Below are 15709 nucleotides of genomic sequence, written 5' to 3' on the forward strand. Positions count from 1 at the left end.
CAGGGCCTGAGGAGAAGGGCGTCCGGTGACCCACCGGGCGCCCTTCTCGTGTCTACCGGACCGAAGCTCACGGTCGCGATGATCGCGTATATCTGGCCGATTCCCTTGGTGGGGCGATTTATTGCCGGTTGATTATCGGCCACAAAGGCCGGAACTTTAGAGGTCCATGAGAAATTCGTTGACTCGGGTGGGGTGTCTGGACCATTCTCCCGCCAACGGGGAGGGAATCTTGGCGACACCTTGCGCTGCGCGCTGACCGGCTGACTGCGCTCAATTCCTGTCGTGCCTGGAATATCGCCACCGGTCGTCAACGGAGGGATCTGCGCGCAGCTCTTCGCGCAGAAGCAGGACGACGGCACCTGGCGCCTCTTCGACGACGACGGGTACGAACCGCCCACGTGGAAGGAGATCTGCGGGCGTTCTTCCATGCCGGGCAAGCAGAACGGAGACGCGGGTAGAGGCCCGGGACTGTCGGGCTTCTTCACGAAGGCACGGGTGCACAACGGCGGGGCGTTCTACATGGAGGTTCCGCAGATGGAGGGGTGCAGTCCCGATGACGTCTGCGTCATCCGTCCCTGAACCACCGCCCTTCTAGGGCGACGGACGTGGGGGGCCGCCGGTACGGCCGGTCCCCCACGGTGGGCCGTCCGGCGTCACGTCCAGACGATGGTGCTCGTACCGTCCGACTCGCGGACCGTCTCGGGACGGATCTCCCTGCCGATCGCCGTGACGACGGGCCGTCCGGTCTCCAGGGATTCGAGTGTCCCCTGGAACATCTCGGACAGGCTCTTCCAGCGCACGACTCCCCACAGTTCCAGATCCTGGTCGATCTCCAGGACGGCGCCGTGCGTCGGCCCCTGAAGCCGCCGGGGCCGCTGTGCCGGGAGTGGGTCGACACGCCGTTGTGATGCTCCAGCCACGTCCGGATCTCCGGGGCGAGCGAGAACCTGTTCTCGGTGATCGCATCGATCTCCGACGCCGTCGCGGGCGGGTTCAACGTGCCGAAATCATCCGGCACGTTGACTTCCAGCCACCGGTCGAGACGGTTCAGTACGTCTTGAAGCTGCACGGTACGTCTTGAAGCTGCACGGTTCGTCCTCACGTCCGGATGCCGCCTCCCCTACGACACCACAAGCGCGTGGCGCCCGAGGCGGAGTCGGTTCGATTCCACCTCGGGCGCCACGCACCGGACGCTCCGGCGCTCAGCCTCCGTTGACGTCTTCGCTCAGCCTCCGTTGACGTCGTGGGCGATCCGGTCGCCCAGTTCCTTGTCGATGTTGCGCCAGTACTGCAGGGCGCGGTCCAGGACCGGGCGGGAGACGTCGGCCAACAGGTGGCCGGTGACGTTCGAGACCAGGCGGTCGCGGGCCGCGTCGTCGAGGACCTGACGGACCATCGTGCCCGGCTGGCCCCAGTCGTCGTCCTCGCGGTGCAGCTTGTACGCCTCGCGCACCAGCTCGCCCGTGGCCTCCCAGCTCGCCGGGTCGCCGAAGCGGGAGAAGTCGGCCGCGGGGCCGCCGTAGGAGTTGGGCGCGTACGGGCGGGCCGCGAGCGACGGCTCGTAGCGCATCGGGCCGTCCTTGGCGTACGAGTTCACCGGGGCGTGCGGACGGTTCGGCGGCAGCTGGGCGTAGTTCGGGCCGATCCGGTACCGGTGTGTGTCCGGATAGGAGAACAGCCGGCCGAGCAGCATCTTGTCCGGCGAGGGGCCGATGCCCGGCACCAGGTTGGACGGCTCGAAGGCGGCCTGCTCGATGTGGATGAAGTAGTCCTCGGGGTTCCGGTCGAGGGTCATCCGGCCGACGTCGATCAGCGGATAGTCCCCGTGCGGCCAGACCTTGGTCAGGTCGAAGGGGTTGAAGCGGTAGTCCGCCGCGTCCTCGAACGGCATGATCTGGACCTTCAGGCTCCAGCTCGGCGCGTTCCCGGACTCGATCGACTCGTACAGGTCCCGGCGGTGCTTGTCCGCGTCCGACCCGGCCAGCTCGTCGGCCTCCGCCTGGGTGAGGAAGTCGATGCCCTGGTCGGTCTTGAAGTGGTACTTCACCCAGAACTTCTCACCGGCGCCGTTGATCCACATGTAGGTGTGGGAGCCGTAGCCGTTCATGTTGCGGTACGTCTTCGGGATGCCCCGGTCGCCCATCAGCCAGGTCACCTGGTGTGCCGACTCGGGCGAGAGGGTCCAGAAGTCCCACTGCATGTCGTTGCTGCGCAGCCCGGTAGCCGGGTGGCGCTTCTGCGAGCGGATGAAGTCCTGGAACTTGATCGTGTCACGGACGAAGAAGACCGGGGTGTTGTTGCCCACCAGGTCGTAATTGCCCTGCTCGGTATAGAACTTGAGCGCGAAGCCGCGCGGGTCGCGCCAGGTGTCGGGCGAGCCCTGCTCGCCGGCCACGGTGGAGAAACGGGCCAGCATCTCGGTGCGTCTGCCCGGCTGGAAAAGGTCGGCCTTGGTGAACTGACTGACATCATTCGTTACTTCGAAGAACCCGTATGCGCCACTGCCCTTGGCGTGCACCACCCGCTCGGGGACCCGCTCCCGGTTGAACTGGGCCATCTTCTCGATGAGGTAGTGGTCCTGGAGCAGGATCGGGCCGTCGGGACCGACGGTCAGCGAGTGTTCGTCGCTCTCCACCGGAATGCCGACGTTGTTCGTGGTGTACGGAGCCTTCTGGGGTGCCTGCGTCACGAGCGTCCTCCCGTCAAGAAGAGAGTCTTCAGATCGCTTCGCTCACCTCAGCAGTCAACTCTGCCGACAGGATGTCGGCAACCGGGCCACCGTGGGGCGAGGCGGATCGCGTACCCCTCGGCCCCCGGTCCAATCAGCCCCGGCTCAGTTCGAACCAGACCACCTTTCCGGTGCTCAGACGCGTGGCGCCCCACCGTCTGGCCAGTTTGTTGACCAGATACAGGCCACGCCCGCCCTCGTCCGTGGCGCGCGCCTGCCGCAGCCTGGGCAGCTGCGGCACGTCGTCGCCCACCTCGCAGCGCAGCACGTCCGTGCGCAGGAGACGGAGGGTGACCGGGCGTGACGCATAGCGCACGGCGTTGGTGACGACCTCGCTGACCAGCAACTCCACGGAGTCGCTCATGTCCTCCATGCCCCAGCGGGACAGCGCCCGGCGGGCGAGGCGCCGGGCCCGCCCGGGAGCCGCGTCCTCCGGCTCCAGGTGCCAGTACGCCACATCACTCGGCGCGATCCCGTCGAAGCGGGCGGCGAGCAACGCGATGTCGTCGTCCCGGTCGCCCGGACCGAGCATGTCCAGCACCTCGTCGCAGAGCGCTTCCAGCGGCGGCGGATGGTCCGGGCCGGTGAGCTGCGCGGTGGCGGCGAGCTTCTCGCGCAGCTGCTCTATGCCGGTCCACACGTCCCTGAGGCGCGACTCGACCAGGCCGTCCGTGTACAGCAGGAGCGTCGCCCCGGCGGGCGCGTCCAGCTCGACCGCCTCGAAATCCACTCCTCCTACGCCGATGGGGGCGCCCGGCGGCACCCGCAGCACCTCGGCCCGGCCGCCCAGGTGCAGCAGCACCGGCGGCGGATGGCCCGCGTTGGCGATGGTGATCCGGTGCGCGACCGGGTCGTAGACGGCGTACAGGCAGGTCGCCATGCGGTCGGTGCCCAGGCGCTGGGCCTGCTCGTCCAGGTGGTGCAGCACCTCCTGCGGGGGCAGGTCGAGCCCCGCGAGGGTCTGCGCGGTGGTGCGCAGCTGGCCCATGATCGCGGCGGAAGTCATCGAGTGGCCCATGACGTCACCGACGACGAGGGCGACACGGCTGCCCGGCAGCGGGATCGCGTCGTACCAGTCGCCGCCGACCCGGGCGGTCTCCGCGGCCGGCAGATAGCGCGAGGCCAGCCGCACTCCGGTGGGGCGCGGCAGCGTCTCGGGCAGCATGGTGCGCTGCAGCTCGTCGGCGATGTACGCCTCGCGGCCGTAGAGCACCGCCTTGTCGATGCCGAGCGCGCTGTGCGTGGCGAGCTGGGCCGCGACCAGCAGATCGTCGGTCTCGAACGCCATCCGCTCGGGGCGGCGCACGAAGAGCGCCGCGCCGATCACCCGGCGCCGCCCGCGCAGTGGGGCGAGGATCGCGCGCTGGCCGGTGGGCACGATCAGCTCGTCGCCGAGCAGCTCGGGCAGCGCGGCCCGGGCGGCGGGCGCGTCCGCGAAGACCGGGCGCACGCCGCGCAGCACCTCGGCGAGGGCGCCGCCGGGGCGCACCTCGCACAGCTCGGCCGTCATCGCCGAAAGTTCGTTCGGCTCGGGCCGCAGTGCGGGCATGAAGCCGTTCTCGGTGTCCCGCTCCTCGGGGATCCGGTCGGTGCGCCGCAGCCGCAGCACGAGGGGCCCGGTGGGCCGCTCGTCGCCGACCGGCAGCGGGTCGCGCAGATAGACGAGGATCGCGTCCGAGAAGGTCGGCACGGTGGCCCGGCACAGGCCCATGACGATCTCGTCCAGGTCGATGCCGCGGGCGATCCGCCGGGTCGCCGCGCCCACGAAGCGCAGCCGGTCCCCGTCACGCCGCATCGGCATCGGGCCCGCGTGCGGCAGCCCCTGCCCGGTACGCCGGTCCGTGCCCGTGGAGGTCCCGGACGGCCGGTCGCCCTCCATGCCCGGCTGGGCCGGGATGCCCTCGGGGGCCGGGCGCGGGCGGTGCGCGTCGGGCTCGCTGGCCGAGGGCTGGGAGTGCTCGGGGCCGGGGGAGGCGGGCGACGGCGTGGACGCGCCGGTGCCCGAGGGCGACGGCGTGTCGGTGCTCGCCGACGCCTGGGTGGCGGGCGATCCGTGCCGGCCGTAGGGCGTGCTCGGAGCGGAACCGGTGGGGGCGTCGCCCGTGCGGGCGGGTTGTGCGGGTAATGCGCCGGGCGCGCGCTGCGGCTCCGGGGTACGCAGGAGCGCCCCGCGGGGGTCCGCGGGGGTGGAGGGCCGGCCGGCGCCGCTCTGGCGGCGCTCGTGCGAGGTGGGGTGCTCCGTCACGCGTGTCGAATCCATCCGTCCGGGGCTGCGCGCCGTGCGTGCAGTTCGTCCCGCAGCCCCGATACCCGGAATGTGTGTCCCGGGAACGGAATCTGCGCGTCGTCAGGACGGGGCCTGCCCGTCGCCGACGTGAACGCCGTTGTCGGGCCGAACGCCCTGTGCGGCCCGACGGGCCGTCCGCCGACCGTACCGCCGTGGCCCTCGTACCCCTCGCTCACGTCCTGCCGCCCCTCGGTGACGTCTGGTCAAGCCCAGCGCATGCTGCGGGAGTTGCTGCTGTGCGCCCTTGCGGAGGACGATCCTACGGTTGTACCACGGGGGCGCATCAAGGGTCTCATGAGGACACGTGCGCGGGCGTACGGTCCCAGTCATCCGGCAGGGAAGGAACCGGCCAGGCGGGATCCGGGCGCCAGTGCTGCCAGCCGTCCGAGAACGGCGCGCCCCAGGCACGGATCACCTCCACCGCGCAGTGCCCTGCCTCTCTAACCTGTGCGGCCAGTTGAGTATCCATCAATCCGGCCCGTTGCGCCTGTGCGAACTCGTCTTCGTCGAGCCAGTGCCAACTGCGGTCCGGGTGCACGGAGATGTCCAGGAAGTGATCCTCGGAGTCGACCCCGCCTTCCCAACGGGCGAGCGGCGCCTCCAGGTTCACGTACCAGTTCTTGAACCGCCAGCCCGGTTCCCAGAACAGCCACACCGACCAGGGCTCGCCGGGCCGCGCCAGCTTCAGTACTCCGTTGCCGAACCAGCGGCCCCGCTGCACCGTTCGCGCCTTGGTGTAGCGGGACTCCAGCGGTTCTCCGTGCACCGGGGTACCGTCGGCGAGCACGGGCTTCACGCACTCGGTGCCGGGCGCCATCCACACCGCGAGCAGTTCCTCGTCGTCCCGTACGACGGTCACGGGGCGGCAGATGTGGAAGTGCTCACCGGCGTTCTCCCGGTACCGCCACAGAATGTGACTCCCGGGGGCCCAGTACACCGTCGACCCGCCCGCCGTCACTCGCCTCACCGCTCCACCCTCTGCCATGACCAGATATTAGGTGCCACGGGCATACGACGCTGCGGTGCGCGTCACGGTTCGCGCCATGGAGCGAATGACGTAACGGAGGCGTCATCCCACGGCTTCCAAGGTCATCCGGGGAGTGAACGCCGTTTACGGATGCGTCATCCTCAGGACATCGAGCGCCTCGTCCAGCTGTTCCAGGGTGAGGTCACCGCGCTCGACGTACCCGGATTCCAGGACGACCTGGCGGATCGTCCGGCGTTCCGCCAGTGCCTTCTTGGCCACCTTGGCGGCCTCCTCGTAGCCGATGTACTTGTTGAGCGGTGTCACGACCGACGGCGAGGACTCGGCGTACTCGCGGGCCCGTTCGCGGTGGGCGACGATCCCGTCGACGGTGCGGTCGGCGAGCAGGCGCGAGACGTTGGCGAGGAGACGGATCGACTCCAGGACGTTCTTCGCGATGACCGGAAGCATGACGTTCAGCTCGAAGTTGCCGGCGGCCCCGGCGACGGCGACCGTCGCGTCGTTGCCCATCACCTGGGCCGCGACCATCAGCACCGCCTCGGGAATGACCGGATTAACCTTGCCGGGCATGATCGAGGAGCCGGGCTGGAGGTCGGGCAGGCTGATCTCGGCCAGCCCGGTGCGCGGACCGGACGCCATCCACCGCAGATCGTTGGCGATCTTCGTCAGCCCGACCGCGATGGTCCGCAGCTGCCCGCTCGTCTCGACGATCCCGTCCCGCGCGCCCTGCGCCTCGAAGTGGTCACGGGCTTCGGTGAGCGGCAGCCCGGTGGCCCGCGCCACCTCCGCGATGACGGCCGCGGAGAACCCGGGCGGCGTGTTGATCCCGGTGCCCACGGCGGTCCCACCGAGCGGCAGTTCGGCGAGCCGGGGCAGCGAGGCCCGGAGGCGCTCGACGCCGTACCGCACCTGCGCCGCGTACCCCCCGAACTCCTGTCCGAGCGTCACCGGCGTGGCGTCCATGAGATGCGTACGCCCCGACTTCACGACGTCCGCGAACTCCTCGGCCTTCCGCTCCAGGGCGGCGGCGAGGTGTTCCAGAGCCGGGACGAGATCCCTGGTCACGGCGGCGGTGGCCGCGATGTGGATCGAGGACGGGAAGACGTCGTTCGACGACTGCGAGGCGTTCACATGGTCATTGGGGTGTACGCCCCTGCCGAGCCGCTCGGTCGCGAGCGTGGCGACGACCTCGTTGGTGTTCATGTTGGAGGACGTACCGGAACCCGTCTGGAAGACGTCCACCGGGAACTGCGCGTCCCAGCGACCCTCGGCGACCTCGGCCGCCGCTTCCTGGATGGCCTCGGCCACGTCCTTGTCGACCACCCCCAGCTTCGCGTTGACCCTGGCCGCCGCGCCCTTGATCAGTGCCAGCGCCTCGATGTGCGCGCGCTCCAGACGCTGACCCGAGATGGGGAAGTTCTCCACGGCCCGCTGGGTCTGGGCGCGCCACTTCGCGTCCGCGGGCACCCTGACCTCACCCATGGAGTCGTGCTCGATCCGGTACGGGGCTGCCTGTTCGTCGGCCATCGACGATCACCTCCAGTGGGGACAGCATCGCGGACGTGCCCCGTGTTCCCGGCGAGGCGGCTCCCGTTTCTCCCGGGGAGTCAGCGCCGTGAGCCGCTCTCCCGAGGAGTCAGCGCCGTGAGCCGCCGAGCGGGCCGGTGCACGCCGACATCCCGCCGACCTTGGCGCAGGCCTCCGCCCCGCGCGGGCTCGACGCGGCCAGCATCGGGCTGCTGTAGCCGTCCGAGGGGTCACCCGGGTAGGCGGCGGACAGCTCGTCCTGGTCCGATCTGATCGAGATCTCCCGCGCCCCGCCGGTCGTGGTGCGGACCTCCGACCAGACCGTCGCGCACGAGGGGGAGAAGCGCAGCAGCACGACCTGCCCGGCGCGCGTGACGGTGCTCTCCGTACGCGCGTCACGGCCGCAGGCCTCGGAGGTCGGGAACTGCCCCTGGCAGCCGTGGCCCCGGCAGGAGGCGCCGGCGGGGGCCACGGGCAGGTCGGGGTCGAGGACGTCGGCTGCGCCCGCGGTGACCACCACCGTGGCCGCCATCGCCGCGAGGGCGATGACGGCCCGGTTGGACCCCGGACGCGCCGGCCCCGAACCGGCGCGTCCGGAACCGCGGCCTGTGGGACCGGGGCCCCCAGGGGCGGGGTGGCCGCCCTGGACTGGGCCCGGGACGCGGCGTCCCACAGGGAGAGAAGGGGACCCGGGTCGGTGTCCGCCAGACGGCCGAGCGACTCGACCGCCGAGCGCGGCGGAAACTGATCACCGCTCAGGTAGCGGTGCCAGGTCGACTTGCTGAACGGGGTGACGGAGGCCAGCGCGGCCAGACTCAGCCCCGTCCGCTGCTTGAGGCACCGGAGCCGCTGCATCAGCAGCTGCTCCTCGTCGATGTCCTCTGTGCCGATGTCCTCCGTACCGATGCGTTCCATATTGATGCGTTCGGTGCTGAGGTGCTCCATGTTGATGTGTTCTGTTCCCGTACGTACTGCCTTGCTGTGTTCTGTCTCATCCAACGAGTCGGGCAGCGGCTGTCTCTTGACCCTCACGTGGCTCTTCCTCTCGCTCCCTCGGCCTGCCGGGGTGACCGCCCTGATGTGTTCCCTCGCGCGGTGCCCGGGCACACCCCGATCGCCCGAATGCGAACCGAATATGAAGGGGAGTTGACCTGCTGTTTCGTCAGGGGAGTGGGGTCGTCGGCTGATCGACTTGTCCTACGGGCCGGCGGGGCGGACCGCGCCCCGCCGGCCGGCGCCGGACCTCAGGAGGCGAGCGGCGGGGTGTTCGTCAGCACCAGCGGACGGCGCGGCTGTTGCGGACGTAGTGGGCGGAGACGTAGCCCCGGCCGTGGGCGAGCTTGTACCAGCGCGAGTTGCCCATGACGGAGGAACCGCTCTTCTTGCAGACGAGAGTCACCACGCGGCCGGCCCGCCGCGAGCCGACGATCCGGTAGCCGGTACCCGGACCGGACCGGACGTGCAGACGCATGTGGTGGGTCGTCACCCGGCCCAGGACGGGCCGGGTGAGGTGGTGCCGGGCGTGGTGGCGCACGGGGGTGATCGCGTAGTGCTTGTGGTGGTGCCGCGGGGCCAGTGGCAGGGTGTGCGGGGCACGCTGGAGGCCGGGGATCAAGGACTGCGGGGACGCCGGGTACCAGTTCGACGACGCGACCGGCGAGGACGCGGCGCCCCGGCCGGGAACGTGCGGGGCGGCCGGGGCGGCGGAGGCGGCGGCTGTCACCGGGAAGACGGCGACAGCCGCGATCGCGGCCACCAGGCCGTTGCGCAAAGTGCGACCAATCATGGGATTTCCCTCCGAGATGACCTGCGGACCACAGGCTGTGATCCGGTCATCACGGAGGGTTTCCGGCAAAGCTCACAAAAATGCTGTCCCATACGTTCCTGGGACGAAGTGGGACGGTATTGGGGCGTGGCGGGACGCGTCCAGGTGGCGAACAACTGCCTCTGGTGTCCCGGGACGCCGCGCGAGCCCGGCGCCGCGCACCGGAATCGCCGCGCGAACCGGGGTCCTGGGGCGGCAGCCCGAGCGGCGTCGAAGGGGCGGGGAGGACGAGGCCGTCCAGGCCGAAGCGGGGTCTGGGACGCAGCCCCGGCGGGGGCGAAGGGGCGGGGCCCCCTGAGGAGGGGACGGGTAGGGGCGGCCGGGGCGAATTCCCTCCCCTGCCGCCCCGAAAGGCACTATGCGAGCCCGGGACCCCGCACCGGGATCGAAGTGAACGTCGGCTGCGGCGCCGGGTCCTGGAAGAAGTCGTTGCCCTTGTCGTCGACGACGATGAACGCCGGGAAGTCCTCGACCTCGATCTTCCAGACCGCTTCCATGCCGAGCTCCTCGTACTCGACGACCTCGACCTTCTTGATGCAGTCCTGGGCGAGCCGCGCGGCGGGGCCGCCGATGGAGCCGAGGTAGAAGCCGCCGTGCGCGTCACAGGCGCCCGTGACCTGCGCGGAACGGTTGCCCTTCGCGAGCATCACCTTGGAACCGCCCGCGGCCTGGAACTGCTCCACATAGGAGTCCATGCGGCCGGCGGTGGTGGGGCCGAAGGAACCCGACGCGTAACCCTCGGGAGTCTTGGCCGGACCGGCGTAGTACACCGGGTGGTCCTTCAGGTACTGCGGCATCTCCTCGCCCGCGTCCAGCCGCTCCTTGATCTTGGCGTGCGCGATGTCGCGCGCCACGACGAGCGGGCCGGAGAGCGAGAGCCGGGTCTTGACCGGGTACTTCGTCAGCTCGGCGAGGATGTCGTCCATCGGCTGGTTCAGATCGATCCGGACGACGTCGTCCCCGGCGGAGTCCAGGTGCTCGTCCGTGGTCTCCGGCAGGAAGCGCGCGGGGTCCGTCTCCAGCTGCTCCAGGAACACGCCCTCGGCGGTGATCTTCGCGACGGCCTGACGGTCGGCGGAGCAGGACACCGCGATCGCGACGGGGCAGGACGCGCCGTGCCGCGGCAGACGCACCACGCGCACGTCGTGACAGAAGTACTTGCCGCCGAACTGCGCGCCGATGCCGATCTTCTGGGTCAGCTCGAAGACCTTCTGCTCCAGGTCCTTGTCCCGGAAGCCGTGACCGAGCGCCGAGCCCTCGGCCGGAATCTCGTCCAGGTAGTGCGCGGAGGCGTACTTCGCGGTCTTCAGGGCGTACTCGGCGCTCGTGCCGCCGACCACGATCGCCAGGTGGTACGGCGGGCAGGCGGCCGTGCCCAGCGAACGGATCTTCTCCTCCAGGAACTTCATCATGGAGGCCTCGTTCAGAACGGCCTTCGTCTCCTGGTAGAGGAAGCTCTTGTTCGCCGAACCGCCGCCCTTGGCCATGAACAGGAACTTGTAGGCGCCGCCGTCGGTCGCGTACAGCTCGATCTGCGCGGGAAGGTTGGACCCGGTGTTCTTCTCCTCCCACATGGTGAGCGGAGCCATCTGCGAGTAGCGCAGGTTCAGCTTGGTGTACGCGTCGTAGATGCCACGCGAGAGGGCCTCCTCGTCGCCGCCCTCGGTGAGCACGTTCTGTCCGCGCTTGCCCATGACGATCGCCGTGCCGGTGTCCTGGCACATCGGCAGCACGCCCGCGGCCGCGATGTTCGCGTTCTTCAGCAGGTCCAGGGCGACGAACTTGTCGTTGCCGGACGCCTCGGGGTCGTCGATGATGCGCCGCAGCTGCGCCAGGTGCGCGGGCCGCAGATAGTGCTGGATGTCGTGGATGGCCTCCGCGGCGAGCTTGCGCAGCGCCTCCGGCTCGACCTTGAGGAACGTGCGCCCGTCGGCCTTGAAGGTGGAGACACCCTCGGAGGTCACCAGCCGGTACGGGGTGGTGTCCTCTCCCTGGGGGAGCAGATCGGTGTACGCGAACTCAGGCACTAGCCCATTCCTCACTCGACAGACAGCGGCATGCCTCCATTGGCAGCGTCCACCAGCGTAGAACCTGGCGCGGACGGTGAGTCTGTGAGGTAAGGCTCAGTTGGCGTGAAGGGGCGGTTTTCCACAGGTCGCGAGAAGGGGTAGTCGCGATCTATCGCGTTTGGGTACGCTGCTGTCGTGGACCTTCAGAAGCGCACCGAAACCCGGGCCTCCGACGCCGAACTCCGGGCCTCCGACGCCGACCGTGACCGGATCGCCGACATTCTGCGCGATGCCCTCGCCGAGGGGCGCCTCACCGCCGACGAGCACGCCGAGCGGATCGAGGGGGTGCTGGCCACGAAGACGGTGGGGGAGCTCGACCGGTTCGTCCAGGACCTGCCCGCCGCGCGCGCGGGCCGCGCGACCCCCGCGTACACGTCCGTGCCCAACCGCCCCCAGCCGGGCGGCATCCCGGCGGAGGCCGACGAGAACGTGGTGGCGGTGTTCAGCGCCGCCGTGCGCAAGGGCCGCTGGCGCGCCGGGCGTCGCATCCACGCGTACGCCGTCTTCGGCTCCGTCGACATCGACCTCAGCGAGGCGATCTTCGAGTACCAACAGGTCGTGATCAAGGCGATATCGGTCTTCGGCAACGTCGAGATCAAGGTCCCGGAGAACGTCTCGCTGCGCGGCAGCGGCGGCGGAGTCCTCGGCAACTTCGAGACGCACACCACGGACGCGGGCGAGCCCGACGCCCCCGTGGTCTACGTCGAGGGCTTCGCGGTGCTGGGGAACATCGAGGCGCGGCCCAAGCGCGGCAAGCTCGTCGCCGACATCCTCGACCGCACGATGGACCGCGTGGACAGGACTTTGCGCAAGCACCTCGACCGTTGACGCCTGTGAACGCGACGGCGCGCGGGGCGCATTGGTCCACTCACCCGCACCCCGTTTTGAACGACCGGCTCCGCTCTCGGGAACTCAGTGCATAGGCGCGCGCACAGCGGGTAGGGCTTGCTGCATCGCCTCTTGGAGGGCGCTGTGGGACTTCCCGCGGTGCCCGGCACGCCCGCGAAGCCGTCGTCAGGAGTAGACCGTGCTGCAACCGCCGCATCAGTCCCTGCAGGTAGCTGCCGTTCCGGCCCAGCGGGCGCCAGTGCGGGACAGGGATCAGGAAGCCCCATGGCACACGGAGGCGGTGTGCCGCAGGGACGAGGCCGGCCTGTTCTTCGCGCCCTCCAAGGAGCCCACGGCCGCCCGGTTGTCCCGCGAGGAGGCGGCGAAGCGCGTCTGCGCCCGCTGTCCCGTGATGGTCGAGTGCCGCGAACACGCGCTGCTGCAACCCGAGCCGTACGGAGTGTGGGGCGGCCTCACCGCCGCCGAGCGCCGCGTGGTGCTCGCCCGGCGCCGCCGGCGCGACCTGGAACTCAAGAAGGCCGCCCGCGGCACGATAGCCGCAGCCGGCTGAGCGTACGTACGCCAAAGGGGCCGCCCTCCGCACAGGGCCGGCCCCTCTGCCGTACGTACTTCATTACGTTGGCCGTAGGTACTTCTTCACGCGCCCCGTAAGGCAAGCGCCCCATAAGAGCGCCCCATATAAGGGGCGGGGAACTGCGCGACCGGCCACGACGCACCCGCAGTGACCCACAACCCGCAGTTCCCCGGCACTTCCGGCGGAACGCCCCCGCGGAGCTACTTGGCGCGGTCGAAGTCGATCGCGCTGTACGCCCGCAACTTGCTCAGCCGATGCTCCGACCGAATCTGGCGCACCGTACCCGACTTGGACCGCATCACGATCGACTCGGTGGTCGCGGTCTCCGCCCGGTACCGCACCCCGCGCAGCAGCTCCCCGTCCGTGATCCCGGTGGCGACGAAGAACACGTTCTCGCCGGAGACCAGATCGTCGGTGAGCAGCACACGGTCGAGGTCGTGCCCGGCGTCCACCGCGCGCTGTCGCTCCTCGTCGTCCTTGGGCCACAGCTTGCCCTGGATGGTGCCGCCCAGGCACTTCACGGCGCAGGCGGAGATGATGCCCTCGGGCGTACCGCCGACGCCGAGGAGCAGGTCGATGCCCGTGCCCTCGCGCAGCGCGAGGATCGAACCCGCGACGTCGCCGTCGGAGATCAGCTTGATCCGGGCGCCGGTCTCGCGGATCTCCTTGATGATCCCCTCGTGGCGCGGCCGGTCGAGGATCACGACGGTGACGTCCTCGGGCGAGGACTTCTTGGCCTTGGCGACCCGGCGGATGTTCACCGATACGGGCGCGTTGATGTCGACGAAGTCGGCGGCCTCCGGCCCGGTGACCAGCTTGTCCATGTAGAAGACCGCGGACGGGTCGAACATGGTGCCGCGGTCGGCGGCGGCCAGCACCGCGATCGCGTTGCTCATGCCCTTGGCGGTCAGTGTGGTCCCGTCGATCGGGTCGACGGCGATGTCGCACTCGGGGCCGGTCCCGTCGCCCACGCGCTCCCCGTTGAAGAGCATCGGGGCCTCGTCCTTCTCGCCTTCACCGATGACGACGACGCCGTTCATCGAGACGGTGGAGACGAGGGTCCGCATGGCCCGGACGGCGGCGCCGTCGGCGCCGATCTTGTCGCCGCGGCCTACCCAGCGGCCCGCGGCCATCGCGGCGGCCTCGGTGACCCGGACGAGTTCCAGGGCGAGATTTCGGTCGGGGGCCTCGGAAGGGACCTCGAGTTCGGACGGCAGATGATGCTCGGTCATCGGAGCGCACCTTTCTGATACGACGACGGCCGGATGAGGGTGTGCCCCGACTCTATCGTCAGGCTGACAAAATGAGCAGGGGGCCCCACGGATGAGCAGACCAGGGCACCTGCGACGATAGGGGCGTGGCAGGTACGAAAGGCAAGCAGAGCGTCCGGGACATGCTCCTCTCCCTGGGTCTGATCGGGCTCATGGCGGGCGTGATCTACATCTTCATCCCGCACGACGACTCCGCGCCTCCTCTCAAGCGCGTCGACTACCGCGTCGAGCTGCTCACGGCGCGCCGCGCGGCGTCGTATCCCGTGGCGGCACCCGTGGGTCTGCCGACGGCGTGGAAGGCGACCTCGGTGCGGTACGACGGCAGCGAGTTCGATGCCTGGCACCTGGGCTTCCACGACCCCGACGGTCAGTACGTGGCGATCGAGCAGTCGACTCAGCCCGCGGCCGTCTTCATCGACTCGGCCAGCCAGGGCGCCAAGGAGACGAAGGCCACCCAGCGGATCGGTGACGCGACGTGGCAGCGGTACGAGGGCGACCAGTACGACGCCCTCGTGCTCAGGGCCAAGGGGGCGACCACCGTGGTGACCGGGACGGCGTCGTTCGGGCAGCTGACGAAGATGGCGGAGGCGCTGAGGACGTCATGACGTAGTGACGTCACGACGTCGTGATGCTGTGACGTCGTGATGCGTCCGCCTCGTACGGCCGTGTACGCGTGAGAAGGGCCCCCGGCGCCATTGACGGGGGCCCTTCTCGTCTCACGCGCGTACGCGCGGGGCGTACGCGGGGACTCAGACGGTCGTGATGACCTGGTCGAACTCCAGGCGCGGGGAGCGCGGGAACCAGGCGTCCTCGCCCGGCTTGCCGATGTTGACGACCATCAGCGGGGTGTGGTCGTCGTCCAGGAACTCCTTCTGGACGCCCGCGAAGTCGAGACCGGTCATCGGGCCGGCGGCGAGGCCGGCGGCGCGGACGCCGATGATGAAGTACGCGGCCTGCAGCGCGGCGTTCAGCGCGGCGGCACCCTCACGGGCCGGGCGCTCGGCGAAGAAGACGTCCTTGGCCTGCGGGAAGTGCGGGAACAGGGCGGGGAGCTCCTCGTGGAACTCGTTGTCCGCGGAGAGGATCGCGACCAGCGGGGCGGTGGCGGTCTTGGGCTGGTTGCCCTCGGCCATGTGCTGCACCAGGCGCTCGCGGGCCTCGGCGGAGCGGACCAGGGTGATGCGCAGCGGCGACTGGTTGAAGGCGGTCGGGCCGTACTTGACCAGGTCGTAGATCGCCTGCACCTGCTCGTCGGTCACCGGCTCGTCGGTGAACGTGTTGGCGGTACGGGCCTCGCGGAACAGCAGGTCCTGGGCGGCGGGGTCAAGAACGAGGGACATCTAAAACCTTCTCGGTATGTGCGGTGGATCCGGGGGGATCGGTTGGCGATGTCGACAGTACGGGGAGGAGGTTTAAGGTTCAACCAAAAACGGGGTGAGGTGATCCGCTTCACAGGGAGTGAGGGGGAGCGAGGTCGCTTCCGGGCGCCGGGGTTCCGGGGGAACGACGAGGCCGCCGTCACCGAGCGGGACGGCGGCCGGGTGTCACTGGGGATGTCGCCGGGTGTCAGCGGCTTGCGGAAGGGAGCGAACGC

14 protein-coding genes and 1 pseudogene are annotated in these 15709 nt (G+C 69.8%); 4 read left to right on the forward strand and 11 right to left on the reverse strand.

The window, feature by feature from the left end:
- The first annotated feature begins 282 nt into the window (after positions 1-282).
- Positions 283-579 carry a hypothetical protein gene (locus AAFF41_RS30315; protein ID WP_319746709.1) on the forward strand — a complete coding sequence of 99 codons (297 nt, stop codon included), beginning with the start codon at positions 283-285 and terminating at the stop codon, positions 577-579.
- A gap of 74 nt (positions 580-653) precedes the next feature.
- Here AAFF41_RS30315 and AAFF41_RS30320 read toward each other — a convergent pair whose 3' ends face one another.
- The 9 genes and pseudogenes from AAFF41_RS30320 to AAFF41_RS30360 form a co-directional block, all read right to left on the reverse strand.
- Entirely contained in the window at positions 654-920 is a 267-nt protein-coding gene (locus tag AAFF41_RS30320) for a hypothetical protein (protein WP_343324935.1), read from the reverse strand.
- 305 nt (positions 921-1225) lie between these two features.
- Entirely contained in the window at positions 1226-2689 is a 1464-nt protein-coding gene (locus tag AAFF41_RS30325; protein ID WP_319746705.1) for a catalase, read from the reverse strand.
- Between the two features lie 133 nt (positions 2690-2822).
- Positions 2823-4988: a SpoIIE family protein phosphatase gene (locus AAFF41_RS30330; protein ID WP_319746703.1), complete on the reverse strand. Its 2166-nt coding sequence runs from the start codon at positions 4986-4988 to the stop codon at positions 2823-2825.
- A gap of 319 nt (positions 4989-5307) precedes the next feature.
- Positions 5308-6000, reverse strand: coding sequence for a cytidylyl-2-hydroxypropylphosphonate hydrolase (gene fomD, locus AAFF41_RS30335; protein WP_319746701.1), 693 nt, complete (start codon positions 5998-6000; stop codon positions 5308-5310).
- 126 nt (positions 6001-6126) lie between these two features.
- Positions 6127-7527 (reverse strand): class II fumarate hydratase, encoded by a 1401-nt coding sequence (locus tag AAFF41_RS30340; RefSeq protein WP_319746699.1) that lies wholly within the window; start codon positions 7525-7527, stop codon positions 6127-6129.
- 109 nt (positions 7528-7636) lie between these two features.
- Positions 7637-8059, reverse strand: a complete 423-nt coding sequence (locus AAFF41_RS30345; RefSeq protein WP_343324936.1) for a DUF2690 domain-containing protein — start codon at positions 8057-8059, stop codon at positions 7637-7639.
- A 170-nt stretch (positions 8060-8229) separates the two neighbouring features.
- Positions 8230-8472: pseudogene (locus AAFF41_RS30350) on the reverse strand (helix-turn-helix domain-containing protein); the annotation flags it as partial.
- 325 nt (positions 8473-8797) lie between these two features.
- Positions 8798-9313, reverse strand: coding sequence for an SH3 domain-containing protein (locus AAFF41_RS30355; protein ID WP_319746693.1), 516 nt, complete (start codon positions 9311-9313; stop codon positions 8798-8800).
- Positions 9314-9708: 395 nt separating this feature from the next.
- A complete protein-coding gene (locus AAFF41_RS30360) occupies positions 9709-11379 on the reverse strand; it encodes a fumarate hydratase (protein ID WP_319746691.1) in 1671 nt (556 codons plus the stop codon).
- Between the two features lie 177 nt (positions 11380-11556).
- Between AAFF41_RS30360 and AAFF41_RS30365 the strand changes: the two genes are divergently transcribed.
- Both AAFF41_RS30365 and AAFF41_RS30370 read left to right on the forward strand, forming a co-directional pair.
- Entirely contained in the window at positions 11557-12249 is a 693-nt protein-coding gene (locus AAFF41_RS30365; protein ID WP_319746689.1) for a DUF1707 SHOCT-like domain-containing protein, read from the forward strand.
- Between the two features lie 199 nt (positions 12250-12448).
- Positions 12449-12820, forward strand: a complete 372-nt coding sequence (locus tag AAFF41_RS30370) for a WhiB family transcriptional regulator (RefSeq protein ID WP_075028724.1) — start codon at positions 12449-12451, stop codon at positions 12818-12820.
- Between the two features lie 224 nt (positions 12821-13044).
- On the opposite strand, the gene glpX is transcribed toward AAFF41_RS30370, so the two are convergent.
- A complete protein-coding gene (gene glpX / locus AAFF41_RS30375; RefSeq protein ID WP_054235023.1) occupies positions 13045-14076 on the reverse strand; it encodes a class II fructose-bisphosphatase in 1032 nt (343 codons plus the stop codon).
- A 125-nt stretch (positions 14077-14201) separates the two neighbouring features.
- Between glpX and AAFF41_RS30380 the strand changes: the two genes are divergently transcribed.
- Positions 14202-14720, forward strand: coding sequence for a DUF4245 domain-containing protein (locus AAFF41_RS30380; RefSeq protein WP_319746687.1), 519 nt, complete (start codon positions 14202-14204; stop codon positions 14718-14720).
- Positions 14721-14864: 144 nt separating this feature from the next.
- Here the strand turns inward: AAFF41_RS30380 and AAFF41_RS30385 are convergent, their stop codons facing one another.
- Positions 14865-15455: a malonic semialdehyde reductase gene (locus AAFF41_RS30385; protein ID WP_060901389.1), complete on the reverse strand. Its 591-nt coding sequence runs from the start codon at positions 15453-15455 to the stop codon at positions 14865-14867.
- Positions 15456-15709 lie beyond the last annotated feature (254 nt).

Source organism: Streptomyces mirabilis, from assembly GCF_039503195.1.
GTDB classification, from domain to species: domain Bacteria; phylum Actinomycetota; class Actinomycetes; order Streptomycetales; family Streptomycetaceae; genus Streptomyces; species Streptomyces mirabilis_D.

Coding starts and splice junctions, on each gene's coding strand:
- AAFF41_RS30385 (WP_060901389.1), bottom strand. CDS start 15,455: ATGTCCCTCGTTCTTGACCCCGCCGCCCAGGACCTGCTGTTCCGCGAG.
- glpX (WP_054235023.1), bottom strand. CDS start 14,076: ATGACCGAGCATCATCTGCCGTCCGAACTCGAGGTCCCTTCCGAGGCC.
- AAFF41_RS30340 (WP_319746699.1), bottom strand. CDS start 7,527: ATGGCCGACGAACAGGCAGCCCCGTACCGGATCGAGCACGACTCCATG.
- AAFF41_RS30355 (WP_319746693.1), bottom strand. CDS start 9,313: ATGATTGGTCGCACTTTGCGCAACGGCCTGGTGGCCGCGATCGCGGCT.
- fomD (WP_319746701.1), bottom strand. CDS start 6,000: ATGGCAGAGGGTGGAGCGGTGAGGCGAGTGACGGCGGGCGGGTCGACG.
- AAFF41_RS30330 (WP_319746703.1), bottom strand. CDS start 4,988: ATGGATTCGACACGCGTGACGGAGCACCCCACCTCGCACGAGCGCCGC.
- AAFF41_RS30345 (WP_343324936.1), bottom strand. CDS start 8,059: ATGGCGGCCACGGTGGTGGTCACCGCGGGCGCAGCCGACGTCCTCGAC.